This window comes from Enterobacter sp. WCHEn090032 (assembly GCF_003986875.1).
GTDB lineage: Bacteria > Pseudomonadota > Gammaproteobacteria > Enterobacterales > Enterobacteriaceae > Enterobacter > Enterobacter sichuanensis.
On the sequence record NZ_RXRN01000017.1, the window covers coordinates 66,106 to 89,433 of the forward strand.

The following is a 23,328-nucleotide window of genomic DNA, read 5'->3' on the forward strand; positions in this document are numbered from 1 at the left end:
TCAATGCCAGGCGGCTTGTCCTGAGACAAGCCGCCGGACGATTACCAGGATTGGGTTGCTTTGAAGGAATCGAGGATAGCTTTCAGCTTGCCTTCGATTTCGTCGTTATAGCCACCGGTCTGGTTGATCTCTTGCATCAGCGGAGCGTGATCACGGTCAGCGTAAGCCAGCAGAGCGGCTTCGAAGCTACCGATTTTCGCCAGTTCCACATCTTCGAGGTAACCGCGTTCAGCCGCGAACAGTACCAGGCCCTGCTGAGCAACAGACATTGGTGCGTACTGTTTCTGCTTCAGCAGCTCGGTCACTTTCTGACCGTGGCTCAGCTGTTTACGGGTTGCTTCGTCCAGATCGGATGCGAACTGAGAGAACGCAGCCAGTTCACGATACTGTGCCAGCGCGGTACGGATACCACCGGACAGTTTCTTGATGATCTTGGTCTGAGCAGCACCACCAACACGGGATACGGAGATACCCGGGTTAACTGCCGGACGAATACCGGAGTTAAACAGGTTGGTTTCCAGGAAGATCTGACCATCGGTAATGGAGATTACGTTGGTCGGAACGAACGCAGAAACGTCACCCGCCTGGGTTTCAATGATCGGCAGCGCGGTCAGAGAGCCCGTTTTACCCTTCACTTCACCTTTGGTGAAGTTCTCGACGTATTCCGCGTTAACGCGGGAAGCACGCTCCAGCAGACGAGAGTGGAGGTAGAATACGTCGCCAGGGAACGCTTCACGTCCAGGTGGACGACGGAGCAGCAGGGAAACCTGACGATAAGCAACAGCCTGTTTAGACAGGTCATCGTATACGATCAGCGCATCTTCACCGCGGTCACGGAAGTATTCGCCCATTGCGCAACCGGCGTATGGAGCCAGGTATTGCAGTGCAGCAGATTCAGAAGCAGTCGCCACAACAACAATGGTGTTAGCCAGTGCGCCGTGCTCTTCCAGTTTACGAACCACGTTAGAAATGGTGGACGCTTTCTGGCCGATGGCCACGTACACACATTTGATGCCGGAATCACGCTGGTTGATGATGGCGTCGATTGCCATCGCGGTTTTACCGGTCTGACGGTCACCGATGATCAGTTCACGCTGACCACGACCGATTGGGATCATGGCATCAACGGACTTATAACCTGTCTGAACAGGCTGATCTACGGACTGACGGTCGATAACGCCTGGTGCGATAACTTCGATTGGGGAGAAGCCATCGTGCTCAACCGGACCTTTACCGTCGATTGGCGCACCCAGGGTGTTAACAACGCGACCCAGCAGGCCACGGCCAACCGGCACTTCCAGAATACGGCCAGTACACTTAACCTTCATGCCTTCGGCGAGGTCAGCGTATGGACCCATCACAACGGCACCTACGGAGTCGCGCTCCAGGTTCAGTGCGATAGCGTAACGGTTACCCGGCAGGGAAATCATCTCACCCTGCATACAATCGGCCAGGCCGTGGATGCGGATAACACCGTCACTTACAGAAACAATAGTACCTTCGTTGTGAGCTTCGCTCACAACATTGAACTGAGCAATGCGCTGCTTGATCAGTTCGCTGATTTCGGTGGAATTCAGTTGCATGCTCCAGTCCCCTTAAGACTGCAAGACGTCTGCAAGGCGCTCAAGACGGCCGCGTACGCTGCCATCAATGACCATATCACCCGAGCGGATGATTACGCCTGCCATTACAGACTTATCGATTTTGCAATTCAGCTTAACTTTGCGTGACAGACGTTTTTCCATCGCGGCGGTAATTTTCGCAAGCTGTTCATGACTCAGTTCAGTCGCAGAAGTGACTTCAACTTCAGCGGTAGCTTCACTAAGGGCACGTAAGTGCTCAAACTGCTCGAGAACATCCGGGAGCACACGGAGACGACCATTTTCTGCCATCACCTTGATCAGGTTCTGGCCGTTGGCATCCAGTTGCTCTCCGCACACGGCGATAAACGACGCGGCGAGAGTTTCAGGTGCTAACGCACCGGAAAGCAACTCGGCCATTTGTTCGTTTTTCGTCACCTCAGCGGCAAACGCCAGCATATTCTGCCAGCGATCGACATTTTGGTGTTCGACAGCAAAGTCAAAAGCTGCTTTGGCGTAGGGGCGAGCTACCGTAACAAATTCAGACATCAGCCCCTCCCTCCTTACAGTTCAGCGACAAGTTTGTCCACGATGTCGCTGTTAGCAGCTTCATCCACGGAACGTTCGATGATCTTCTCGGCGCCAGCAACAGCCAGAATCGCAACCTGCTTACGCAGTTCTTCACGAGCACGTTTACGCTCAGCTTCAATTTCAGCCTGAGCCTGTGTCACGATCTTAGTACGTTCCTGTTCTGCTTCAGCTTTGGCTTCGTCCAGGATCTGCGAACGGCGTTTGTTAGCCTGTTCGATGATAACCTGAGCTTCCGCTTTCGCTTTTTTCAGCTGGTCTGTCGCGTTGGCCTGTGCAAGGTCCAAATCTTTCTTAGCGCGTTCTGCAGAAGCCAGACCGTCAGCAATTTCTTTCTGACGTTTTTCGATGGCAGCCATTAAAGGCGGCCATACATACTTCATGCAGAACCAGACAAAGAGAATAAACGCGATGGCCTGGCCGAGGATTGTTGCGTTCATGTTCACAGCACAATACCTCTTTAATTTCTGTGGCTTAGGGTTTTAAAACTACTACTACGCGACAGCAAACATCACGTACAGACCCAGACCTACAGCGATCATTGGGATAGCATCCACCAGACCCATAACGATAAAGAACTGAGTACGCAGCAGAGGAATCAGATCAGGTTGACGCGCAGCGCCTTCCAGGAATTTGCCCCCGAGGATGCCGATACCGATCGCAGCACCGATAGCCGCCAGACCCATCATCACAGCGGCAGCCATGTACAGCAGATCCATATTCAGGTTTTCCATGACAGTCTCCAGTTTGTTTCAATTAAAACGTAGTAGTGTTGGTAAAAAATCAGTGCTCTTCAGACGCCATCGACAGATAGACGATCGTCAGAACCATGAAGATAAAGGCTTGCAGCGTAATGATCAGGATGTGGAAAATGGCCCACGGCACATTCAGAACCCACTGTGACCACCACGGCAGAAGACCCGCGATCAGAATGAAAATCAGCTCACCCGCATACATGTTGCCGAACAGTCGCAGACCCAGTGAAACAGGTTTGGACAGCAGGCTAACGCCTTCCAGGATCAGGTTGACCGGAATAAACGCCCAGTGGTTGAACGGCTGCAAGGTAAGCTCTTTCACAAAGCCGCTTACGCCTTTCATTTTGATGCTGTAGAAAAGAATCAGGATAAACACGCCCAGCGCCATCGACAGGGTGATGTTCACGTCAGCAGACGGAACCACACGCAGAGCAGGCAGACCGAAGACATGCTCGCCAATCCACGGCAGGAAATCGATAGGCAGAAGGTCCATCAGGTTCATCAGGAAGACCCAAACGAACACGGTCAGGGCCAGCGGAGCAATCAGCTTGCTCTTACCATGGTACATGTCTTTCACGCTGCCATGGACGAAGCCGATGATCATTTCGATGAATGTCTGGAATTTCCCTGGTACACCGCTGGTCGCTCTTTTAGCAACACCGCGGAACATGGCCAGGAACAGAAGACCCAAAACCACCGAGAAGAACATGGAGTCGATGTTGATCGTCCAGAAGGTGGCCGGGGGGTTATGTGGATCCACCAGCGAGAATGTACGCAGGTCCAGCTGAAGGTTATTCAGATGGTGACCTATGTAATCCTGCGGCGTCATATTTTCTGAAGCCATGATGCCTTTTACCCTTTGTTATTGATTACAGCTGGAGCCAGAACTTGTACCACCAGCACCAAAACCCACGTTGCTATCAGCGGCATGAAGACCACTTTCAAAACCGCCAGCGCCATCACCAGTAGAGCAAAGGTCAGCAACACCTTACACACTTCGCCGAGGGCGAAGGACCAGGCCACGCGGCCTTTGGCGGGTGTATGCGCCTGATGACGCCAGGCAAAAATCATAAACAACACGTTTGGCAGCACAACCGCCAAACCCCCGCACACGGCGGAGATGCCCCAGAAGGGGTCTTTGAGGCTAAACAGCAGTCCACTTGCTATCACAGCCAGAAACTGAATGAACAGAAGCTTACGAGCAACGTTTCTACTCAAGAGCGACACAGACATCACGTTTTTACTCCTGCTCCCTTCGAGGTATGCCGCGTGTCGTATAAAACGTCCTTTAAGGCTCAGAGTCAAGCATCAAAAAGCGGTCAAATTATACGGTGCGCACCCGTGATTTCAAACATTAAGTAGCGAAAAGGTGAATAAATGTTTAAATATTTTTCCCCACCGCTATTTTTTAACTTTCGCGCAAAGCACCAACCTTCGACCAAAACTGCAAACAGCGCGAAAACGTTGGCGATAAAGCGTGCACGGGATCACAAAACACACATTTGCGATAAGGTTGTATTTATCAAAGGCGCAAATCGTGAAAATTTATCTTTATGAAATTAAACGCAAAACACCGTAACTATTTTCAAAACAGCCCGGTACACAATAAAAACCTTTTATTGACATTCTTAATAAATAATTAACATTGCGTTCTGGTTACTGCCTTCCACTTTTAGCAGACTTATATTTTCACAGATGACTATCTTCACGGAAAATAACCGCCGCCACGTTAACCGTAAGAAAAACCTTAGTGAAAAAGAGGTTAACGGCTCACCGATAAATCCCCATGACTTGTGCTGTTTTTTAACATGGTCAGAACAGCACAAATTCCACATTTTTTATTAATTTTTTAAAAATTGTTTGGCTTAATTATCACCAGATGACGCTCACCTTCGAGCTGAGGAATGTGTAATTTCTCAATAGACTCGACCGCAAAACCGTCCGGAAGCTGTTCAATTTCCTCGCCAGGTAACTGTCCTTTCAGCGCATAAAAACGGCCATGCTCTGCCGGTAAGTGCTTACACCAGCTCACCATGTCATTAAGAGAAGCAAAGGCACGGCTGATAACCCCGTCAAACGGCGGCTCCGCCGGGAACTCCTCTACCCTGCTCTGCACGGGCGTGATGTTCTCAAGCTTCAGCTCATGCTGTACCTGACGTAAAAAGCGCACGCGCTTGCCAAGGCTGTCCAGTAGCGTGAAATGGCTATCAGGACGAACAATCGACAGCGGAATCCCCGGCAGACCCGGGCCCGTGCCCACATCGATAAAACGCTCACCGTTCAGATACGGCGCCACCACGATGCTGTCGAGAATATGGCGAACCAGCATCTCGTTAGGGTCCCGAACAGACGTCAGATTGTACGCTTTGTTCCATTTGTTCAGCATATCGACATAGGCCACCAGCTGAGTTTTCTGGTGATCGGTGAGCGAAATACCTGCCTGATCCAGCAGACGAGAGAGTTTATTGAGCACGGTGAATACCTGTTGAGATGCTAACTGGCGGGTGGCGCTTCGCTAACCCGCCCTACGGGTTCAGTAGGCCCGGTAAGCGCAGCGCCACCGGGCGATTTTCAAACGTTACGCGCTGCGGCGCAGCATGCCCTGCTTTTTCAGCCACACCAGCAGGATCGAAATCGCGGCGGGGGTGACACCGGAAATACGGGATGCCTGGCCGATCGACACCGGCTTATGATCGTTCAGCTTGGCGATCACTTCGTTGGAAAGGCCTGTCACCTGACGGTAGTCCAGCATTTCCGGCAGAAGCGTATTTTCGTTACGCTGCTGTTTTTCAATCTCATCCTGCTGACGCGCGATGTAACCTTCGTATTTCACCTGGATTTCAACCTGCTCTGCCGCTTCAGCGTCTTCCAGGCCTGGCGCAAACGCGGTGAGTTTCACCAGATTTTCATAGGTCACTTCCGGGCGACGCAGCAGATCTTCGCCGCTGGCTTCGCGAGAGAGCGGCGCAGTTAAGTGAGCGTTCACTTCAGCTGCTGTTTCCGCCTGCGGATTAACCCATGTCGTTTTCAGGCGCTGACGTTCCTGCTCGATACGCTCCAGTTTCTCGTTGAAGCGTGCCCAGCGTTCGTCATCCACCAGACCCAGCTCACGGCCGATTTCGGTCAGACGCAGGTCGGCGTTATCTTCACGCAGCATCAGGCGATATTCCGCGCGAGAAGTAAACATACGGTACGGCTCTTTGGTACCCAGGGTGCAGAGGTCGTCAACCAGCACGCCCAGATAGGCCTGAGAACGGCCTGGCGCCCAACCCTCTTTCTCGGCTGAGAAACGTGCAGCGTTCAGACCGGCAAGCAGGCCCTGTGCCGCCGCTTCTTCGTAACCGGTGGTACCGTTAATCTGGCCCGCAAAGAACAGACCGTGGATGAATTTGCTCTCCAGGGTTGGCTTCAGGTCACGTGGATCGAAGAAATCGTACTCAATAGCGTAGCCAGGGCGAACGATTTTTGCGTTCTCCATCCCCTGCATTGAACGAACAATTTGCATCTGAACATCGAATGGCAGGCTGGTGGAAATACCGTTCGGGTAAATTTCGTTCGAGGTGAGCCCTTCAGGTTCAAGGAAGATCTGATGCTGGTTACGATCGGCGAAGCGCATCACTTTGTCTTCGATCGACGGGCAGTAGCGCGGGCCGATCCCTTCGATCACGCCGGCATACATTGGGCTGCGATCGAGGTTATTGCGGATCACATCGTGGGTTTTCTCGTTGGTGTGCGTGATGTAGCACGGGACCTGTTGCGGATGCTGCGCCGCATTGCCCATAAACGAGAAGACCGGCATTGGGTTATCACCGTGCTGTTGCGCCAGCACGCTAAAATCAATGGTGCGCGCATCAATACGCGGAGGCGTACCGGTTTTCAGGCGACTGACGCGCAGCGGCAGTTCACGCAGACGGCGAGACAGCGGGATAGAGGGCGGATCGCCGGCACGGCCACCGCTGTAGTTATCCAGACCGATATGTATTTTACCATCAAGGAATGTCCCCACGGTCAACACCACGGCTTTCGCGCGGAATTTGAGGCCCATCTGGGTCACCGCGCCAACGACGCGATCGTTCTCGACGATAAGATCTTCAACCGCCTGCTGGAAGATCATCAGATTCGGCTGGTTCTCCAGGGCAGTACGTACCGCCTGACGGTAGAGCACGCGGTCTGCCTGAGCACGGGTCGCGCGCACAGCGGGACCTTTGCTCGCGTTTAGTATCCTAAACTGGATGCCTGCATGATCGATCGCTTTCGCCATCAGGCCGCCAAGTGCATCCACTTCTTTTACCAGGTGTCCTTTCCCAATGCCGCCAATCGCCGGATTACAGGACATTTGTCCCAGCGTGTCGATATTGTGTGTCAAAAGCAGGGTCTGCTGACCCATACGCGCTGCGGCCATTGCGGCCTCAGTGCCTGCGTGACCCCCGCCAATGATGATGACGTCAAAAGGATCCTGATAAAACATGGTGGTCTGCCTCGCGTAAAGCGGTATGAAAATGGATTGAAGCCCGGGCCGTGGATTCTACTCAACTTTAGTCTTTCGAGAAAGCATTGGGATCCTGGGCTATTAAAAAGAAGATCTTTTTATTTAGAGATCTGTTCTATTGTGATCTCTTATTAGGATCGCGAACCTGTGTGGATAAGTCCGATCTCATAAAGAAGATCATGCAGTTAGAAAGGATCGTTTGCTGTGAATGATCGGTGATCTTGGCCAGTATAAGCTGGGATCAGATCGCGACTTTATACACAGGTCAAAATCGACGTTACGGTTGTTCTTTGGATAACTACGGGTTAATACGAGCTTTTAACCAGAGTTATCCACATCCGTTCGCACGATCTTTAATCGTTTTTGAGTAAATTTTTCCATTCCGCGAGCCAGATCTCTGCCGGATCTTCCGGAATGTCATGATCGAGGATGTTGATCTTGAGGGTTTCACCCAACTGTTTTGCCCCACAAGCGGTAACAGCGGCTTCAACTTTCTCGATAGCCCCGCAAAAAGTGTCATATTCACGGCTGCCGATCCCCACTGCGCCAAAACGGACGTTTGACAGGTCAGGCTGTTGTTCCAGCAGTTCGTCATATAAAGGTTGCAGGTTATCCGGCAGATCGCCCGCGCCGTGCGTGGAGGTAATCAGCAGCCAGACCCCGTCAGTCGGGAGATCTTCAAGCAACGGGCCGTGCAGGGTTTGTGTGGAAAAGCCCGCATCTTCCAGCTTTTCAGCCAGATGTTCCGCTACGTATTCCGCACCACCAAGGGTGCTGCCGCTGATAAGGGTAATGTCCGCCATTGATCGCTCGCTCAGATAAAGAGAGGGCCATTGTACGCTGTGAACGAGCTGGGATCTACCTGTGGAAAATGTGGGAATGAATTTGCCCGATCACGGGCGGATGGTACGCATGATCGGGTTTTGCAGGGAGATCAGTGTCTCGGTGGACTGAATTTCATCGATTGTTTGGATCTTGTTGATAAGTACCTGCTGGAGGGCATCGATGGATCGGCACATGACTTTAATAAAGATGCTGTAGTGCCCGGTGGTGTAGTAGGCCTCGGTGACTTCATCCAGCGCGTTCAGCTTCGCCAGTGCAGAAGGATAGTCTTTGGCGCTTTTAAGAATAATGCCAATGAAACAGCACACGTCATAACCCAGCTGCTTAGGGCTGACGTCAATACGCGCACCGGTAATGATGCCCGCCTGCTTCATCTTTTCTACGCGAACGTGAATGGTGCCGGGGCTGACGCCAAACTGTTTCGCCAGTTCGGCGTAGGCGGTACGGGCATTGGCCATTAGCGCCTCCAGAATGCCGCGGTCGAGATTGTCGATCTGATAATTTTCCATAGCTTTTTCTTATGAAGATTAATGATTCCCTCTATTCTAGCGTCTTATTTTGACGAATCAAAAGTGAAGTGGGCTTTTTGTTGATGGGTTATTGAATCAGGTGGCATTTCTGTTGCTTAATCAATACCAACAGGACGCAGGAGTATAAATAATGAAAACCGCTTATATCGCAAAACAACGCCAGATCAGTTTCGTTAAATCCCATTTTTCCCGCCAGCTGGAAGAGAAGCTTGGGCTGATTGAAGTCCAGGCTCCAATCCTTAGCCGCGTGGGTGACGGGACCCAGGATAACCTCTCTGGATGCGAAAAAGCGGTACAGGTAAAAGTGAAAACACTGCCAGATGCCCAGTTCGAAGTGGTTCATTCCCTTGCGAAATGGAAGCGTCAAACCCTGGGACAACACGACTTCAGCGCGGGCGAAGGGCTCTACACGCATATGAAAGCCCTTCGTCCCGATGAAGACCGCCTGTCTCCCATTCATTCCGTGTACGTTGACCAGTGGGACTGGGAACGCGTCATGGGGGATGGCGAGCGTCACGTGGGGACGCTGAAATCTACCGTTGAAGCGATCTATGCCGGGATCAAAGCCACCGAAGCGGCCGTAAGCAAAGAGTTTGGTCTGGCACCGTTTCTGCCGGAGTCGATCCACTTTGTTCACAGCCAGGAACTGCTGAGCCGTTTCCCGGATCTGGATGCCAAAGGCCGTGAACGGGCGATCGCCAAAGAGCTGGGTGCAGTGTTCCTTATCGGTATCGGTGGCAAACTGTCTGATGGTAAACGCCACGACGTGCGTGCGCCGGATTATGATGACTGGAGCACCCCGGGCGAGCGCGACTATGCTGGTCTGAACGGCGATATTCTGGTCTGGAACCCGGTGCTGGAAGACGCGTTCGAGCTCTCTTCTATGGGGATCCGCGTGGATGCTGACGCGCTCAAGCGCCAGCTGGCGGTGACCGGTGATGAAGATCGTCTCACATTAGAGTGGCATCAGGCGCTGCTGCGTGGCGAAATGCCGCAGACCATCGGCGGCGGTATTGGCCAGTCCCGCCTGACTATGCTGCTGCTTCAGTTGCCGCATATCGGTCAGGTTCAGTGCGGGGTCTGGCCGCAGCAGGTACGCGAAAGCGTCGGCTCTCTTCTGTAATTAACGCTGCCAGCGTCTGAGCAGGCGGCTACGTAACCCGGTATCAAAGCGCCAGATATGATCGAAGATGCGCATGATGCCGGGTTTTCCATGGGCGGACATAGCCACCGCGTGGAAACGATGCTGATGTACCCGCTGCAACACCTTCACTTTACTGACCACATCATCCGGCAGCCGCTGGGCAATAAAATCAGAAATCACCACCGCGTCAGCGTCGTACCAGTCGCCACCCTGCATGCGTTCCACAATGCTGCGAAAACAGCTGGCCAGATCGGTACCGCCGCGAAAACGCTGGCTTAAAAAGCGGATCGCCTGTTCGAGCCCCTGCTGGTTCGTCAGTTCATAACCCACCACTTCGCTGGAGAAAAGCATGATGAAGCAGCGACGGCGATCGGCCAGCGCCACGCGCATCAGTGCCAGACAGAACGCCTTCGCACACTGCTCGTTAAACCCGCCCATCGATCCGGATGTATCCACGCAAACAATGAATGGCCCGCGCGGCTGTTCATCAAAATCCTGATGAACGACCGGCCGCTGGCTGACTTTCTCACGCCAGGCTTCGCCGTGCAGGCGATAGGTAAGCAGCTGCTTTTCCACCAGCCGACGGTAAAATTCATACTCCAGCTCGGTCATCCCGAGTGTGCTCAGCTCCGTCGGCAGCAGACGTAAAATGTCATCGCTCTGCTGGAGCCCGTCGACCTGTTCGGGCACGGTAGCCGGTTCGCGCACCAGGGTGCGGAAAGTTTCCATTGGGGCATCTTTCTTTGGGACCGATTTTGCCTCCCTGGAGCGGCCCAGCTGTTCTGCAAGCTTCATCAGCTCGGGCTGCTGCGCCAGAAAATCCCCGTACCTGACGATCAGCTGATAGTCCCCGCGCCGCAGCTGACCGGCGCTCATATCCCAGAGTCGTCCGGCGGCGTTCTCATTTTCCACCAGCACCTGCTCCAGCTGGCCGCTTAAGGTCATGCGTTCCTGCACTTCGCTGAGCAGTTGCTCACGCTCTTCATCCAGCAACTGCTGGTTGAGGGTTGTGGCCTGTACCACCAGGCTGAGGCGCCAGCGCTGTAAAAAGAGCGTGTGCAGCGCAGGGGTAAAGGTGGCGTTATCCGTGACCAGCGCCCGGGCCTGGCTGGCGAACGGCGAGTGAACGTTATCGAGCAGCGTCAGGGTTTGCGGGAGCTGAACGATAAACTGCGACGTGGAGAGCCGCTGGCACTGCTGGTAACAGGCTACCTCTTCCGTTAACTCAGGAGGCACTTCGGTCTCTTTAAACCGCTGGCGCAGGTTTTCCCGCCAGCGTGGGAGATCGTCCGTCATCGCTTTTTTAAGCTTCGGAAATTTTTCAAAGAAGGCTGCCAGCTGCGGCGAAGCCAGAAGGGTAATTACCACCTCTTCGATCAACCCTTCCTCGCTGACGGCCAGCATGACGTTAAGCGTATCCAGAGTTAGCATTGACGCGCCTGTTTGATCTGCGCGCTGACATCCTGCAGGCTGGCTTCGATGCGACCTAACCAGTCGCTATGAATAAAGAGGCATTTTTGCTGCTCGCTGAAGCGGGTGTGCTGCTGGTGCCATTCTGTATCCAGCGCTTCCAGCTGCTGCTTAATCTCTTCAGGAACGCTGTCTGAGGCGGTGCCAGGAAGCGCAAGACGCGATCCCTGCAGGCTGACGTCGCGGATCACCAGGTGCTGGCTACTGTCCACTTCCATATTAAGCGGCTGCGCGAAACCGATGCCGTTGAGTTTTCCCCGGATCTCTCCGCCCTTATCCAGCCACTGGGCCAGCGCCTCACGCTCAAGCGTAATGTGCACGACCTGCATGTCATGCAGCTTGAGCGGCTGCTGAAGCAACAGCGTCAGCGTCGGGCTGGTCAGTTCAGCGGGTAACTCATAGTGCGGTTTACGGGCGAACATTCCCCCCAGACGATTCACCTTCAGCGCGGTTTTATCGCTTTGCTGCTGCTGGAGCTGAATGCGCCGCTGGGCGATGGCCCCCAGCTGGTTGAGCATCGCCTGCTGCCCCCAGGCGTGTCCGGTCATCAAAACCTCAAGCTGCTGCTGCATCAGGTTCATGCCTTCTGCATCGTGCCAGAGGCAATCTTTCAGCAGGATCAGGTCGATGGGCGCAACGGCATCACGCCCGCTGAACAGGGCGCTGGCCTGCAGCAGGCGGATTGCTTTTTTCCAGCGACGATCGGAGACGTAGGGCGCCGAGGGAAGGAGATCGAGCTGCTGACGCAGGAGGTAGATCAGCTCAAAGACCGCGTCCGGCAGTTTGATTTTGCCAATGTCCTGCTGCCACTGGTGATACTCCTCATCCGTCACCTGCAGTGAAGGGGCAACCGGGTTTTCATTCTCATCCTGCTGGCTGACCAGCATGGAACGGAAATTGGATTTATCCTGCACTTTGTCCAGCCACAGGCGGATCAGCATACGGTCATACAGCGCTTCCAGGCTGCTGTCGGCTTCAGGCAGTTCGTTTGAGGCGGCCACCAGCAGGCGCATCGGGATTTTCTCTTCGCTGGCGCCGTTGCGGAACCGACGTTCGTTTATCGCTGTGAGCAGGGTGTTCAGAATCGCCGGTCCCGCTTTCCAGATCTCATCGAGGAAAACAATCTCCGCCTCCGGAAGATACCCCTCGGTCAAACGCTGATAACGCCCCTCATCTTTCAGCGCCTGGATGGAAAGCGGGCCGAAAACTTCTTCAGGGGTAGAGAATCGGGTCATCAGGTATTCGAAGGCGCGGGCATTCTGAAAAGCAAACTTTAACCTGCGGGCTATCAGGCTCTTGGCAATGCCTGGGGGGCCGAGCAGAAACACGCTTTCCCCGCTCAACGCCGCCAGCAAACAGAGGCGGATGGCGTGGCTACGCTCGAAAAGGCCTTTCTCCAGCGCGCTGCTGAGGCGGGAAATTCTTTCTGCTAATAAATGTGAGTGAGCCATAATAGTTTTGCATCCTTTCGCCGTCGTGGCGGCCAATTGAAGCGAGTATAGACGTTTCAGTCAGGGCTGGTAATAGACTGAAGTGCGGCGCAATTTTCTTTGCGCTACATTAATGCGGTTGCATTTAGGGGTTCGATTTTGCAACGAATCGTGCATACTGTGCGCTTTTTGTGGACCAAGGGACCAGGAACACATTTGTTATTCAAACGAAAAGACTAGTCTATGAGCACTGATAATAAGCAATCATTACCCGCAATAACGCTTGCGGCGATCGGGGTTGTCTACGGTGATATCGGCACCAGCCCACTTTATACGCTTCGTGAATGTTTGTCCGGCCAGTTTGGCTTTGGTGTTGAACGCGATGCCGTATTTGGCTTCCTGTCCCTCATCTTCTGGCTGCTGATCCTGGTGGTTTCTGTTAAATATCTCTCCTTCGTGATGCGGGCGGATAACGCAGGTGAAGGTGGGATCCTGACGTTGATGTCGCTGGCCGGGCGTAACACCTCGGCCAGAATGACCTCTGTGCTGGTCATTATCGGTCTGATTGGCGGCAGCTTCTTCTACGGGGAAGTGGTGATAACGCCGGCTATTTCGGTGCTCTCGGCAATAGAGGGGCTGGAGATTATCGCGCCGCAGCTCGATACGTGGGTGGTTCCGCTGGCAATCATCGTTCTGACGCTGCTGTTTGTGATCCAGAAGCACGGTACCGGGCTGGTAGGGAAACTGTTCGCACCGATTATGCTGGCCTGGTTCCTGATCCTGGCAGCGCTTGGTTTACGCAGCATTATCGCTAACCCGGAAGTGCTGCATGCGCTGAACCCCTACTGGGCGGTGCATTTCTTCCTCGAGTATAAAGTGGTCTCCTTCGTTGCGCTGGGGGCGGTCGTGCTCTCCATCACCGGCGTTGAAGCGCTGTATGCCGACATGGGGCACTTTGGGAAACTGCCTATCCGTGTGGCATGGTTTATCGTGGTGCTGCCGTCGCTGGTGCTGAACTATTTCGGTCAGGGGGCGCTGTTGCTCAAAAACCCGGAAGCGATTAAGAACCCGTTCTTCCTGCTGGCGCCAGACTGGGCGCTGGTACCGATGCTGATCCTGGCGACGCTGGCGACTGTCATTGCCTCTCAGGCGGTGATTTCCGGGGTGTTCTCGCTGACGCGCCAGGCTGTGCGTCTGGGGTACCTCTCACCGATGCGCATTATCCATACCTCAGAGATGGAGTCGGGTCAGATCTACATCCCGTTCGTTAACTGGCTGCTCTATTTCGCGGTAGTAATTGTGATCGTCAGCTTCGAGCACTCCAGCAACCTGGCGGCGGCGTACGGTATCGCCGTAACGGGAACCATGGTGCTGACGTCCCTGCTCTCCACCACGGTGGCGTACCGAAACTGGCACTGGAATAAATTCCTTGTGGCAATGATTCTGGTGGGCTTCCTCTGTATCGACGTGCCGCTGTTCTCGGCAAACCTCGACAAGATTGTTTCTGGTGGCTGGCTGCCGCTGACGCTGGGTCTGGTGATGTTCATCGTTATGACCACATGGAAGAGCGAGCGTTTCCGTCTGCTGCGCCGTATGCATGAGCACGGAAATTCTCTTGAGGCGATGATTGCTTCACTGGAAAAATCACCGCCGGTTCGCGTGCCGGGTACCGCGGTATACATGTCTCGAGCCCTGAACGTGATCCCGTTTGCGTTGATGCATAACCTCAAGCACAACAAGGTCCTGCATGAACGCGTCATTCTGCTGACGCTGCGCACCGAAGATGCGCCGTATGTGCACAACGTTCGCCGGGTGCAGATCGAGCAGTTGTCACCGACCTTCTGGCGCGTGGTGGCGAGCTACGGCTGGCGTGAAACGCCAAACGTGGAAGAGGTATTCCACCGCTGTGGTCTGGAAGGGCTGAGTTGCCGGATGATGGAGACGTCATTCTTTATGTCGCACGAGTCGCTGATCATCGGCAAACGCCCGTGGTATCTGCGCCTGCGCGGCAAGCTGTACCTTATCCTGCAGCGTAACGCCCTGCGTGCGCCTGACCAGTTCGAGATCCCGCCTAACCGCGTGATTGAGCTGGGAACGCAGGTCGAGATTTAAGTCTTCGTGCGGCCTGATGCCCTCACCCCGACCCTCTCCCACGGGAGAGGGCGCAAACATAAAAAACGGTAACCTGACGGTTACCGTTTTGCATTTACCCCCCCTCCATTTCACTTAGCGAAACGTTTCGACGTTGATCACAAATCTGTTACGTCACGGTGGTTTTCTGAACACTCTTAAGACTAAACTGATATCAGCGAAACGTTTCGCTAGTGGAGCAAGAAAATGAAGAAAGGCACGGTTCTCAACTCAGAAATCTCATCGGTTATTTCCCGTCTTGGGCATACCGATACGCTGGTGGTTTGCGATGCAGGCTTACCGGTTCCGCGCAGCACAACCCGTATTGATATGGCATTAACCCAGGGCGTGCCCTCGTTTATGCAGGTACTGGATGTTGTGACCGCGGAGATGCAGGTTGAGGCAGCCATTCTCGCCGCGGAAATCAAACAACATAATCCGCAACTCCACGAAACGTTGCTCAGTCACCTTGAGCAGCTGCAACAACACCAGGGAAACACCATAGAAATTCGTTACACAACGCACGAACAATTTAAACAACAAACCGCAGACAGTCAGGCGGTGATTCGCAGCGGGGAGTGTTCCCCGTATGCGAATATTATTCTCTGTGCTGGTGTCACCTTCTGAGGCCATCATGGACGCATTACTGCAACTCAAAGGGATCGATAAATCGTTCCCGGGCGTAAAAGCCCTCTCCGGTGCGGCGCTAAACGTCTATCCCGGGCGCGTGATGGCGCTGGTGGGTGAGAACGGCGCCGGCAAATCCACCATGATGAAAGTGCTGACCGGTATCTATCAACGCGATGCTGGTTCACTCATCTGGCTGGGTAAAGAGACCACCTTCAACGGCCCGAAATCCTCCCAGGAAGCCGGTATCGGTATCATTCACCAGGAGCTGAACCTGATCCCGCAGCTTACCATTGCGGAGAACATCTTCCTTGGCCGTGAATTTGTGAACCGGTTTGGCAAAATCGACTGGAAAACCATGTATGCCGAAGCGGACAAACTGCTGGCGAAGCTGAACCTGCGCTTTAAGAGCGACCGTCTGGTCGGCGATCTCTCTATCGGCGATCAGCAGATGGTGGAAATCGCGAAGGTGCTGAGCTTTGAGTCGAAGGTCATCATTATGGATGAGCCGACCGACGCCCTGACGGATACCGAAACCGAATCCCTGTTCCGCGTCATCCGCGAGCTGAAATCGCAGGGCCGCGGGATTGTCTATATTTCTCACCGCATGAAAGAGATCTTCGAGATTTGCGATGACGTTACCGTCTTTCGCGACGGGCAGTTTATTGCCGAGCGCGAAGTGGCCACGCTGACCGAAGATACGCTCATCGAAATGATGGTGGGACGCAAACTTGAAGATCAATACCCGCACCTGGATAAAGCGCCGGGCGAGATCCGCCTGAAGGTGGACAATCTCTGCGGTCCGGGTGTGAACGACGTGACCTTTACCCTGCGCCAGGGCGAAATCCTGGGCGTGGCGGGCCTGATGGGCGCCGGCCGTACCGAGCTGATGAAAGTGCTTTACGGCGCGCTGCCGCGCACCAGCGGGTATGTCACTCTCGACGGTCGTGAAGTAGTGACCCGTTCGCCGCAGGATGGCCTCGCGAACGGCATCGTCTATATCTCCGAAGACCGCAAGCGCGACGGCTTAGTGCTCGGCATGTCGGTGAAAGAGAACATGTCGCTTACCGCGCTGCGCTATTTCAGCCATAGCGGCGGTACGCTGAAACACAAAGACGAACAGCAGGCGGTCAGCGATTTTATCCGTCTCTTTAACGTCAAAACCCCGTCGATGGAGCAGGCCATCGGCCTGTTGTCCGGCGGGAACCAGCAGAAAGTGGCGATTGCGCGCGGGCTGATGACGCGCCCGAAAGTGTTGATCCTCGACGAGCCGACCCGCGGCGTAGACGTGGGGGCGAAGAAAGAGATCTATCAGCTGATTAACCAGTTCAAGGCCGACGGGCTGAGCATCATTCTGGTCTCTTCCGAGATGCCAGAAGTATTAGGCATGAGCGATCGCATTATCGTCATGCATGAAGGGCATCTCGGCGGTGAATTCACTCGCGAGCAGGCCACCCAGGAAGTTCTGATGGCTGCCGCTGTGGGCAAGCTTAATCGCGTGAATCAGGAGTAAGAAGATGACTACCCAGGCTGTCTCTGGTCGCCGTTATTTCACAAAGGCATGGCTGATGGAACAAAAATCGCTGATTGCCCTGCTGGTGCTGATCGCGATTGTGTCGACCATGAGCCCGAACTTTTTCACCGTTAATAACCTGTTCAACATTCTGCAGCAGACCTCCGTGAACGCCATTATGGCGGTCGGGATGACGCTGGTGATTTTGACCTCAGGGATCGATCTGTCCGTCGGTTCCTTGCTGGCGCTCACCGGTGCGATCGCCGCTTCCCTTGTCGGAATTGAAGTCAATGCGCTGGTGGCCGTGGCGGCAGCGCTGGCGGCAGGGGCGGCAATTGGTGCTGTGACTGGCGTGATTGTGGCGAAAGGCCGCGTCCAGGCGTTCATCGCGACGCTGGTGATGATGCTGCTGTTGCGCGGTGTGACCATGGTTTATACCAACGGCAGCCCGGTGAATACCGGTTTTACTGATAATGCCGATCTGTTTGGCTGGTTCGGTATTGGTCGTCCGCTGGGTATCCCTACTCCGGTCTGGATCATGGCTATCGTCTTCCTGGCGGCGTGGTACATGCTGCATCACACTCGTCTGGGTCGTTATATCTATGCCCTGGGCGGTAACGAGGCGGCAACGCGTCTGTCCGGGATTAGCGTGAATAAAGTCAAAGTTATCGTTTACTCCCTGTGTGGTCTGCTGGCTTCTCTGGCGGGTATCATCGAAGTGGCGCGCCTCTCCTCCGCGCAGCCAACGGCGGGGACGGGTTATGAGCTGGATGCCATTGCGGCAGTGGTGCTGGGTGGTACGAGTCTTGCGGGCGGTAAAGGTCGCATTGTTGGGACATTGATCGGCGCACTGATTCTTGGTTTCCTGAATAATGGTTTGAATTTGTTAGGTGTTTCCTCCTATTACCAGATGATCGTTAAGGCAGTGGTGATTTTGCTGGCGGTACTGGTAGACAACAAAAAACAGTAACTGACGACACTACAGGACATCTTAGATATGAACATGAAAAAACTGGCTACCCTGGTTTCTGCTGTCGCGCTGAGCGCAACCGTAAGTGCTAACGCCATGGCGAAAGACACCATCGCGCTGGTTATCTCTACGCTAAACAACCCGTTCTTTGTCTCCCTGAAGGATGGTGCGCAGAAAGAAGCAGACAAACTGGGTTACAACCTGGTGGTGCTGGATTCCCAGAACAACCCGGCGAAAGAGCTGGCTAACGTTCAGGACTTAACCGTTCGCGGCACCAAAATCCTGCTGATCAACCCAACCGATTCTGACGCCGTCGGTAACGCCGTTAAGATGGCAAACCAGGCGAAAATCCCGGTGATCACCCTGGACCGTCAGGCAACCAAAGGTGACGTGGTGAGCCATATCGCGTCTGACAACGTGCTGGGCGGTAAAATCGCCGGTGACTACATCGCGAAGAAAGCCGGTGAAGGCGCGAAAGTGATCGAACTGCAGGGGATTGCCGGTACGTCTGCCGCCCGCGAGCGCGGCGAAGGCTTCCAGCAGGCGGTGGCAGCGCATAAATTCAACGTACTGGCCAGCCAGCCAGCTGACTTCGACCGTACTAAAGGTCTGAACGTCATGCAGAACCTGCTGACCGCCCACCCTGACGTGCAGGCTGTGTTCGCACAGAACGACGAAATGGCGCTGGGCGCGCTGCGTGCCCTGCAGACTGCCGGTAAATCTGATGTGATGGTTGTCGGATTTGACGGCACGCCGGATGGTGAAAAAGCGGTAAATGATGGCAAACTGGCTGCAACCATCGCTCAGCTGCCTGAGCAGATTGGCGCGACTGGCGTGCAGACTGCTGACAAAGTGCTGAAGGGCGAAAAAGTTCAGGCCAAATACCCTGTTGACCTGAAACTGGTTATTAAGCAGTAAAAGGCGATTCAGGCAGTCGCTGGCTGCCTGAGGGACACCAATAAAGAAAAGTGTGGCATACGCCACCGGGTAACACCGGTGGCGCTCTCAGATGGACAACCCAACCATGAAAACCGCAGGCAACCTCGTCGTCCTTGGCAGTATCAATGCCGATCACATTCTTAACCTTGAATCATTCCCGACGCCGGGCGAAACCGTCACCGGTAACCAGTATCAGGTGGCATTTGGCGGTAAAGGTGCAAACCAGGCCGTTGCTGCGGGGCGCAGTGGGGCGAATATCGCGTTTATCGCCTGCACGGGTGATGACGATACCGGCGAGCGTGTCCGCAAGCAGCTGGCAGGCGATAACATCGATATCGCGCCAGTGAGCGTAGTTGCTGGGGAGTCTACCGGTGTGGCGCTGATTTTCGTCAACGCAGAAGGTGAGAATGTCATCGGTATTCATGCTGGCGCTAACGCTGCATTAACCACTGAGCGTGTTGAGGCGCAACGTGAGCGTGTCGCAAATGCTGAAGCGTTACTGATGCAGCTGGAATCGCCGGTCGAAAGCGTTCTGGCGGCCGCTAAAATAGCGCATGAAAATCAAACCACTGTCGTACTTAATCCTGCGCCTGCCCGTGTATTATCAGACGAATTGTTGGCGCTGGTGGACATCATCACACCCAACGAAACGGAAGCCGAGAAACTGACGGGCATTCGTGTTGAAAATGATGACGACGCAGCGCGTGCCGCGCGGGCGCTGCATGACAAAGGCATTGGTACCGTGATTATCACCCTCGGCAGCCGTGGGGTGTGGGCAAGCGTAAACGGCGAAGGCCGTCGCGTGCCGGGCTTTAAGGTGAAAGCGATTGATACCATCGCGGCGGGAGACACCTTCAATGGTGCACTGGTGACCGCGCTGCTGGAAGGCAAAAACCTGGATGATGCGATCCGCTTCGCACATGCTGCCGCGGCGATCGCCGTTACGCGCAAAGGTGCCCAGCCTTCCGTTCCGTGGCGTAAAGAGATCGATGAAATCTTAAGTCAGCAGGGGTAACGCTTGGCCACAATGAAAGATGTCGCCCGCCTGGCGGGCGTTTCTACGTCGACAGTCTCTCACGTGATTAATAACGATCGCTTCGTCAGCGAGGCGATTCGGGAGAAAGTCGACGCTGCCATTAAAGAGCTAAACTATGCGCCGTCGGCGCTGGCGCGCAGCCTCAAGCTGAACCAGACGCGTACCATCGGTATGCTGATCACCGCCAGTACCAACCCCTTTTATTCTGAACTGGTTCGCGGCGTGGAGCGCAGCTGCTTCGAGCGTGGCTACAGTTTGGTGCTGTGTAATACCGAAGGGGACGAGCAGCGCATGAACCGTAATCTGGAAACGCTAATGCAAAAACGCGTCGACGGGTTACTGCTGCTCTGTACCGAAACGCATCAGCCCTCGAAAGAGATCATTCAGCGCTACCCTTCTATCCCTACGGTGATGATGGACTGGGCGCCGTTCGACGGCACCAGCGATCTTATTCAGGATAACTCTCTGCTGGGGGGCGACATGGCCACCCAGTATCTGATCGATAAAGGCCATACCCGCATTGCCTGCATTACCGGTCCCCTGGACAAAACCCCCGCGCGTTTGCGTCTGGAGGGGTATCTTGCCGCAATGGCGCGGGCGGGGCTTTCTGTTCCTGAAGGTTACCGTATTACCGGTGATTTTGAATTTCACGGCGGCTTCGAGGCGATGCAGACATTGCTGGCGCAAGCCCAGCGCCCGCAGGCGGTCTTTATTGGTAACGATGCCATGGCATTTGGGGCCTATAAGGCGTTGTACCAGGCGGGACTGCGTGTTCCGGACGATATGGCGATAATTGGTTACGATGATATCGAACTGGCCAGCTACATGACTCCCCCGCTGACCACGATCCATCAGCCGAAGGATGAACTGGGTGAACTGGCCATCGATGTGTTGATCCACCGGATGGCACAGCCCACACTGCAGCAGCAACGTCTGCAGCTTACTCCTGTTCTGATGGAACGGGGTTCGGTTTAGACTTTGTTTTGTGGCGTTCTTTGATCAGGTTGCGTCCGTCTTTCGGTTTTAACAGCATAAAGACCAGCGCCGAAACCACGGTGAGCGCACCCATGGTAATAAAGGTATAGTGGAACTGCTCAACGGTGTTCGCACTGTCAAAACCTTCATAAAACCGCAGTACCGCTGCACTCACGGCAACCCCTAAACTGATCGACAGCTGTTGCGTTACGGCCAGCACGCTGTTGCCGCTACTGGCGTTCTCGTCAGTCAGATCGGCAAGGGTGATGGTGTTCATCGACGTGAACTGCGTTGACATCGCCATGCCCAGTACAAACAGCGGCAGGATCAACATCCAGACGGGAAGAGAGGCGGATTGCAGCGAGAACTGCGCAATCATCAGGCCGATAAAGACCGTCACACCAACCAGCGTCTTACGATAGCCAAACCAGCGCAGCACTTGCGTAACGGTTGATTTTGCCAGAATCGAGCCCATTGCCGTGGGTGCCATCATGCAGCCAGCAATCAGAGCCGGGTAGCCGAAACCGACCTGGAGCATCAGTGGCATCAGGAACGGTACGCAACCCGTTCCCAGGCGCGAGGCAATGTTGCCCGCGATCCCGACGGAAAATGTTCGGGTGTTAAAGAGCCCCAGGGAGATTAACGGTGTCGGGTGGCGGCGCGCATGACGTATATAGAGAAGAAACAGCAGAACGCCGGCGAGGATAACGGAGAGTGCAATCCACGTTGCCACAATTTTCTCACCAAACAGCTCCATCCCGCTGGAGAAGAGCACCAGGCTCAGGCCAAACAGGAAAAAACCACCCATATCGAAACTGCGTCTTGGCGTGGTGAAGTTCGGCATATATTTGCGGGCATACAGCAGCCCCGCAACGCCAATCGGAATATTAATCAGGAAGATCCAGTGCCAGCTGGCCCATGTGACAAACACGCCGCCGAGCACCGGGCCAAGTATCGGACCGACCAGGCCCGGCATGGTGACAAAATTGAGCACGGGAAGCAGTTCACTTCGAGGGTAGGCTCGCAGCAAGGCAAGGCGTGCCACTGGCATCATCATCGCGCCGCCAATACCCTGCAATACGCGGAAGATCACCAGCTCTGTTAAGGATGTGGAGAGCGCACAGGCCAGAGAGCCGAGCGTAAACAGCGTCACGGCCAGCATGAAAACTCTGCGGGTGCCGAAGCGGTCAGCCAGCCAGCCGCTAACCGGGATCAACATCGCAACCGTCAGGGTGTAGCTAATGATGGCGGACTGCATTGCCAGTGGGGAACGGTTGAGGCTTTGCGCAATAGCGGGAAGTGCGGTGTTGAGGATGGTGGCATCCAGTGCCTGCATAAAAAACGCCATGGCTGCAATCCACGGCAATCCGGCCATGCTGCGCGCTTTTTTCTTCGTCATTTATTTACCTGCTGGTGGGTTGGTGCGGCCAGTAATGCCTGACACGCACTCAGGGCTTGCTGCCCGTCGCTTTCCTGAATGGCATCCACTATCGCCTGATGCAGATCCAGTTTTACCACTTCGTCCTGGGTAATAGAGGTAAAGTAAGTGTGGTACACCGAATGGAATAAAGAGGCAAAAGAGGTGAGGAACGGATTGGCGCTCATCATATAGATATGTTCATGCCAGGCCATATCGACCTCAACCCAGCGTTCGCGGTTGAAGTGTTTTTTCAGGAACACCATCTCTTCCATCAACGCGTTAAGCTGCGCTTTCTGCTCAGCCGTGCCAAGCGTGGCGGCAAGCAGACAGGCCTGAGGTTCAAGGCTACTGCGCATTACCAGAAAGTGATCGATCACCTGATGAAAGTTGTCTTCCGTCATCCACCAGGAGAGCAGCTCCTGATCGAGAAAATTCCAGTTACTTTGTGGCATCACGCGTGTGCCAATACGAGGGCGTGGAAGCACCATACCTTTTGCCGTCAGGGTTTTCACCGCTTCGCGCACGGCGGTACGGCTTACCCCAAACTGCTCACCCAGCTCCATTTCACCCGGCAGGATGCTTCCCGGGGCATATTTACCCGCTAAAATCCGCTGAGCCAGCTTTTCGGCCAGCACATAGGAGAGGTTTTTTTGGGCGGCCAGCTGTTGCGCGCTTAATGGCATCGCTTTTATTCCTTAAAGATTCATGCTGATAATTATGCCATCTCGAATGTGATTGTGGTTGCAGATACATCAAATAGAACAATTTGTAGCTTGATTTCACCTCTGTTGGTGAAAAAAAACACGGATGGAAACTTTTTTTAAATTTCCTCTTGTCACGTCAGAATAACTCCCTATAATGCGCCTCCACTGACACGGAACAACGGCAC

The 23,328-nt window shown here is 54.3% G+C and carries 22 protein-coding genes; 8 read left to right on the forward strand and 14 right to left on the reverse strand.

The genetic code is table 11. The features are described 5' to 3' along the window. Nucleotides 1–41: 41 nt before the first annotated feature. From atpA to asnC, 10 genes are all read right to left on the reverse strand, one after another. Entirely contained in the window at nucleotides 42–1,583 is a 1,542-nt protein-coding gene (gene atpA / locus EKN83_RS15440) for a F0F1 ATP synthase subunit alpha (protein WP_025756958.1), read from the reverse strand. Between the two features lie 12 nt (nucleotides 1,584–1,595). Continuing rightward, nucleotides 1,596–2,129 carry a F0F1 ATP synthase subunit delta gene (atpH, locus tag EKN83_RS15445; RefSeq protein ID WP_013099407.1) on the reverse strand — a complete coding sequence of 178 codons (534 nt, stop codon included), beginning with the start codon at nucleotides 2,127–2,129 and terminating at the stop codon, nucleotides 1,596–1,598. A 14-nt stretch (nucleotides 2,130–2,143) separates the two neighbouring features. Next, nucleotides 2,144–2,614: a F0F1 ATP synthase subunit B gene (gene atpF / locus EKN83_RS15450; RefSeq protein ID WP_003862370.1), complete on the reverse strand. Its 471-nt coding sequence runs from the start codon at nucleotides 2,612–2,614 to the stop codon at nucleotides 2,144–2,146. 48 nt (nucleotides 2,615–2,662) lie between these two features. Continuing rightward, entirely contained in the window at nucleotides 2,663–2,902 is a 240-nt protein-coding gene (atpE, locus tag EKN83_RS15455) for a F0F1 ATP synthase subunit C (RefSeq protein WP_000429386.1), read from the reverse strand. 49 nt (nucleotides 2,903–2,951) lie between these two features. Further along, nucleotides 2,952–3,767 carry a F0F1 ATP synthase subunit A gene (gene atpB / locus EKN83_RS15460; RefSeq protein ID WP_045285346.1) on the reverse strand — a complete coding sequence of 272 codons (816 nt, stop codon included), beginning with the start codon at nucleotides 3,765–3,767 and terminating at the stop codon, nucleotides 2,952–2,954. Nucleotides 3,768–3,775: 8 nt separating this feature from the next. After that, a complete protein-coding gene (gene atpI / locus EKN83_RS15465) occupies nucleotides 3,776–4,156 on the reverse strand; it encodes a F0F1 ATP synthase subunit I (protein ID WP_008500194.1) in 381 nt (126 codons plus the stop codon). A gap of 616 nt (nucleotides 4,157–4,772) precedes the next feature. Further along, nucleotides 4,773–5,396 carry a 16S rRNA (guanine(527)-N(7))-methyltransferase RsmG gene (rsmG, locus tag EKN83_RS15470; protein WP_025756957.1) on the reverse strand — a complete coding sequence of 208 codons (624 nt, stop codon included), beginning with the start codon at nucleotides 5,394–5,396 and terminating at the stop codon, nucleotides 4,773–4,775. A gap of 105 nt (nucleotides 5,397–5,501) precedes the next feature. Further along, nucleotides 5,502–7,391, reverse strand: a complete 1,890-nt coding sequence (gene mnmG, locus EKN83_RS15475) for a tRNA uridine-5-carboxymethylaminomethyl(34) synthesis enzyme MnmG (protein WP_045285347.1) — start codon at nucleotides 7,389–7,391, stop codon at nucleotides 5,502–5,504. A 374-nt stretch (nucleotides 7,392–7,765) separates the two neighbouring features. After that, nucleotides 7,766–8,215, reverse strand: coding sequence for an FMN-binding protein MioC (gene mioC, locus EKN83_RS15485; protein WP_003862381.1), 450 nt, complete (start codon nucleotides 8,213–8,215; stop codon nucleotides 7,766–7,768). 90 nt (nucleotides 8,216–8,305) lie between these two features. Further along, nucleotides 8,306–8,764 (reverse strand): transcriptional regulator AsnC, encoded by a 459-nt coding sequence (gene asnC, locus EKN83_RS15490; protein ID WP_008500198.1) that lies wholly within the window; start codon nucleotides 8,762–8,764, stop codon nucleotides 8,306–8,308. 151 nt (nucleotides 8,765–8,915) lie between these two features. On the opposite strand from asnC, the gene asnA reads away from it, so the two are divergent. Next, complete coding sequence (gene asnA, locus EKN83_RS15495; RefSeq protein WP_045285348.1) at nucleotides 8,916–9,908, forward strand: aspartate--ammonia ligase; 993 nt, start codon at nucleotides 8,916–8,918, stop codon at nucleotides 9,906–9,908. Here the strand turns inward: asnA and viaA are convergent, their stop codons facing one another. Together viaA and ravA are read right to left on the reverse strand one after the other, a co-directional pair. Continuing rightward, on the reverse strand, nucleotides 9,909–11,360 hold the full coding sequence (gene viaA / locus EKN83_RS15500) for an ATPase RavA stimulator ViaA (RefSeq protein ID WP_126801247.1): 1,452 nt from the start codon (nucleotides 11,358–11,360) through the stop codon (nucleotides 9,909–9,911). After that, nucleotides 11,354–12,850 (reverse strand): ATPase RavA, encoded by a 1,497-nt coding sequence (ravA, locus tag EKN83_RS15505; protein ID WP_025756953.1) that lies wholly within the window; start codon nucleotides 12,848–12,850, stop codon nucleotides 11,354–11,356. The genes viaA and ravA overlap by 7 nt, the downstream gene beginning before the upstream one ends. Before the next feature lie 222 nt (nucleotides 12,851–13,072). On the opposite strand from ravA, the gene kup reads away from it, so the two are divergent. The 7 genes from kup (at nucleotide 13,073) to rbsR (ending at nucleotide 21,019) form a co-directional block, all read left to right on the forward strand. Next, entirely contained in the window at nucleotides 13,073–14,941 is a 1,869-nt protein-coding gene (kup, locus tag EKN83_RS15510; protein ID WP_008500202.1) for a low affinity potassium transporter Kup, read from the forward strand. A gap of 225 nt (nucleotides 14,942–15,166) precedes the next feature. Further along, nucleotides 15,167–15,586 carry a D-ribose pyranase gene (gene rbsD / locus EKN83_RS15515; RefSeq protein WP_008503495.1) on the forward strand — a complete coding sequence of 140 codons (420 nt, stop codon included), beginning with the start codon at nucleotides 15,167–15,169 and terminating at the stop codon, nucleotides 15,584–15,586. A gap of 7 nt (nucleotides 15,587–15,593) precedes the next feature. Then, nucleotides 15,594–17,099 carry a ribose ABC transporter ATP-binding protein RbsA gene (rbsA, locus tag EKN83_RS15520; RefSeq protein ID WP_045285351.1) on the forward strand — a complete coding sequence of 502 codons (1,506 nt, stop codon included), beginning with the start codon at nucleotides 15,594–15,596 and terminating at the stop codon, nucleotides 17,097–17,099. Nucleotides 17,100–17,103: 4 nt separating this feature from the next. Next, entirely contained in the window at nucleotides 17,104–18,069 is a 966-nt protein-coding gene (gene rbsC / locus EKN83_RS15525; RefSeq protein WP_025756950.1) for a ribose ABC transporter permease, read from the forward strand. 27 nt (nucleotides 18,070–18,096) lie between these two features. Next, the gene (gene rbsB, locus EKN83_RS15530) at nucleotides 18,097–18,987 is read left to right on the forward strand and encodes a ribose ABC transporter substrate-binding protein RbsB (protein WP_013099394.1); all 891 of its coding nucleotides are present in this window, start codon (nucleotides 18,097–18,099) and stop codon (nucleotides 18,985–18,987) included. A 106-nt stretch (nucleotides 18,988–19,093) separates the two neighbouring features. Beyond that, complete coding sequence (gene rbsK / locus EKN83_RS15535; protein ID WP_126801249.1) at nucleotides 19,094–20,023, forward strand: ribokinase; 930 nt, start codon at nucleotides 19,094–19,096, stop codon at nucleotides 20,021–20,023. Between the two features lie 3 nt (nucleotides 20,024–20,026). Further along, entirely contained in the window at nucleotides 20,027–21,019 is a 993-nt protein-coding gene (rbsR, locus tag EKN83_RS15540; RefSeq protein ID WP_025756948.1) for a ribose operon transcriptional repressor RbsR, read from the forward strand. Here rbsR and mdtD read toward each other — a convergent pair. Then, nucleotides 20,985–22,418, reverse strand: coding sequence for a multidrug transporter subunit MdtD (gene mdtD / locus EKN83_RS15545; protein WP_025756947.1), 1,434 nt, complete (start codon nucleotides 22,416–22,418; stop codon nucleotides 20,985–20,987). The two genes, rbsR and mdtD, sit on opposite strands and share 35 nt — an antisense overlap. Then, entirely contained in the window at nucleotides 22,415–23,122 is a 708-nt protein-coding gene (locus tag EKN83_RS15550; protein ID WP_025756946.1) for a FadR/GntR family transcriptional regulator, read from the reverse strand. The genes mdtD and EKN83_RS15550 overlap by 4 nt, the downstream gene beginning before the upstream one ends. Nucleotides 23,123–23,328 lie beyond the last annotated feature (206 nt).

What these genes read in the sequence shown, in the direction of transcription:
- atpA (WP_025756958.1), bottom strand. Translation starts at nt 1,583, where the DNA reads ATGCAACTGAATTCCACCGAAATCAGCGAACTGATCAAGCAGCGCATT.
- atpH (WP_013099407.1), bottom strand. Translation starts at nt 2,129, where the DNA reads ATGTCTGAATTTGTTACGGTAGCTCGCCCCTACGCCAAAGCAGCTTTT.
- atpE (WP_000429386.1), bottom strand. Translation starts at nt 2,902, where the DNA reads ATGGAAAACCTGAATATGGATCTGCTGTACATGGCTGCCGCTGTGATG.
- atpB (WP_045285346.1), bottom strand. Translation starts at nt 3,767, where the DNA reads ATGGCTTCAGAAAATATGACGCCGCAGGATTACATAGGTCACCATCTG.
- atpI (WP_008500194.1), bottom strand. Translation starts at nt 4,156, where the DNA reads ATGTCTGTGTCGCTCTTGAGTAGAAACGTTGCTCGTAAGCTTCTGTTC.
- mnmG (WP_045285347.1), bottom strand. Translation starts at nt 7,391, where the DNA reads ATGTTTTATCAGGATCCTTTTGACGTCATCATCATTGGCGGGGGTCAC.
- mioC (WP_003862381.1), bottom strand. Translation starts at nt 8,215, where the DNA reads ATGGCGGACATTACCCTTATCAGCGGCAGCACCCTTGGTGGTGCGGAA.
- asnC (WP_008500198.1), bottom strand. Translation starts at nt 8,764, where the DNA reads ATGGAAAATTATCAGATCGACAATCTCGACCGCGGCATTCTGGAGGCG.
- asnA (WP_045285348.1), top strand. Translation starts at nt 8,916, where the DNA reads ATGAAAACCGCTTATATCGCAAAACAACGCCAGATCAGTTTCGTTAAA.
- viaA (WP_126801247.1), bottom strand. Translation starts at nt 11,360, where the DNA reads ATGCTAACTCTGGATACGCTTAACGTCATGCTGGCCGTCAGCGAGGAA.
- ravA (WP_025756953.1), bottom strand. Translation starts at nt 12,850, where the DNA reads ATGGCTCACTCACATTTATTAGCAGAAAGAATTTCCCGCCTCAGCAGC.
- kup (WP_008500202.1), top strand. Translation starts at nt 13,073, where the DNA reads ATGAGCACTGATAATAAGCAATCATTACCCGCAATAACGCTTGCGGCG.
- rbsD (WP_008503495.1), top strand. Translation starts at nt 15,167, where the DNA reads ATGAAGAAAGGCACGGTTCTCAACTCAGAAATCTCATCGGTTATTTCC.
- rbsA (WP_045285351.1), top strand. Translation starts at nt 15,594, where the DNA reads ATGGACGCATTACTGCAACTCAAAGGGATCGATAAATCGTTCCCGGGC.
- rbsC (WP_025756950.1), top strand. Translation starts at nt 17,104, where the DNA reads ATGACTACCCAGGCTGTCTCTGGTCGCCGTTATTTCACAAAGGCATGG.
- rbsB (WP_013099394.1), top strand. Translation starts at nt 18,097, where the DNA reads ATGAACATGAAAAAACTGGCTACCCTGGTTTCTGCTGTCGCGCTGAGC.
- rbsK (WP_126801249.1), top strand. Translation starts at nt 19,094, where the DNA reads ATGAAAACCGCAGGCAACCTCGTCGTCCTTGGCAGTATCAATGCCGAT.
- mdtD (WP_025756947.1), bottom strand. Translation starts at nt 22,418, where the DNA reads ATGACGAAGAAAAAAGCGCGCAGCATGGCCGGATTGCCGTGGATTGCA.
- EKN83_RS15550 (WP_025756946.1), bottom strand. Translation starts at nt 23,122, where the DNA reads ATGCCATTAAGCGCGCAACAGCTGGCCGCCCAAAAAAACCTCTCCTAT.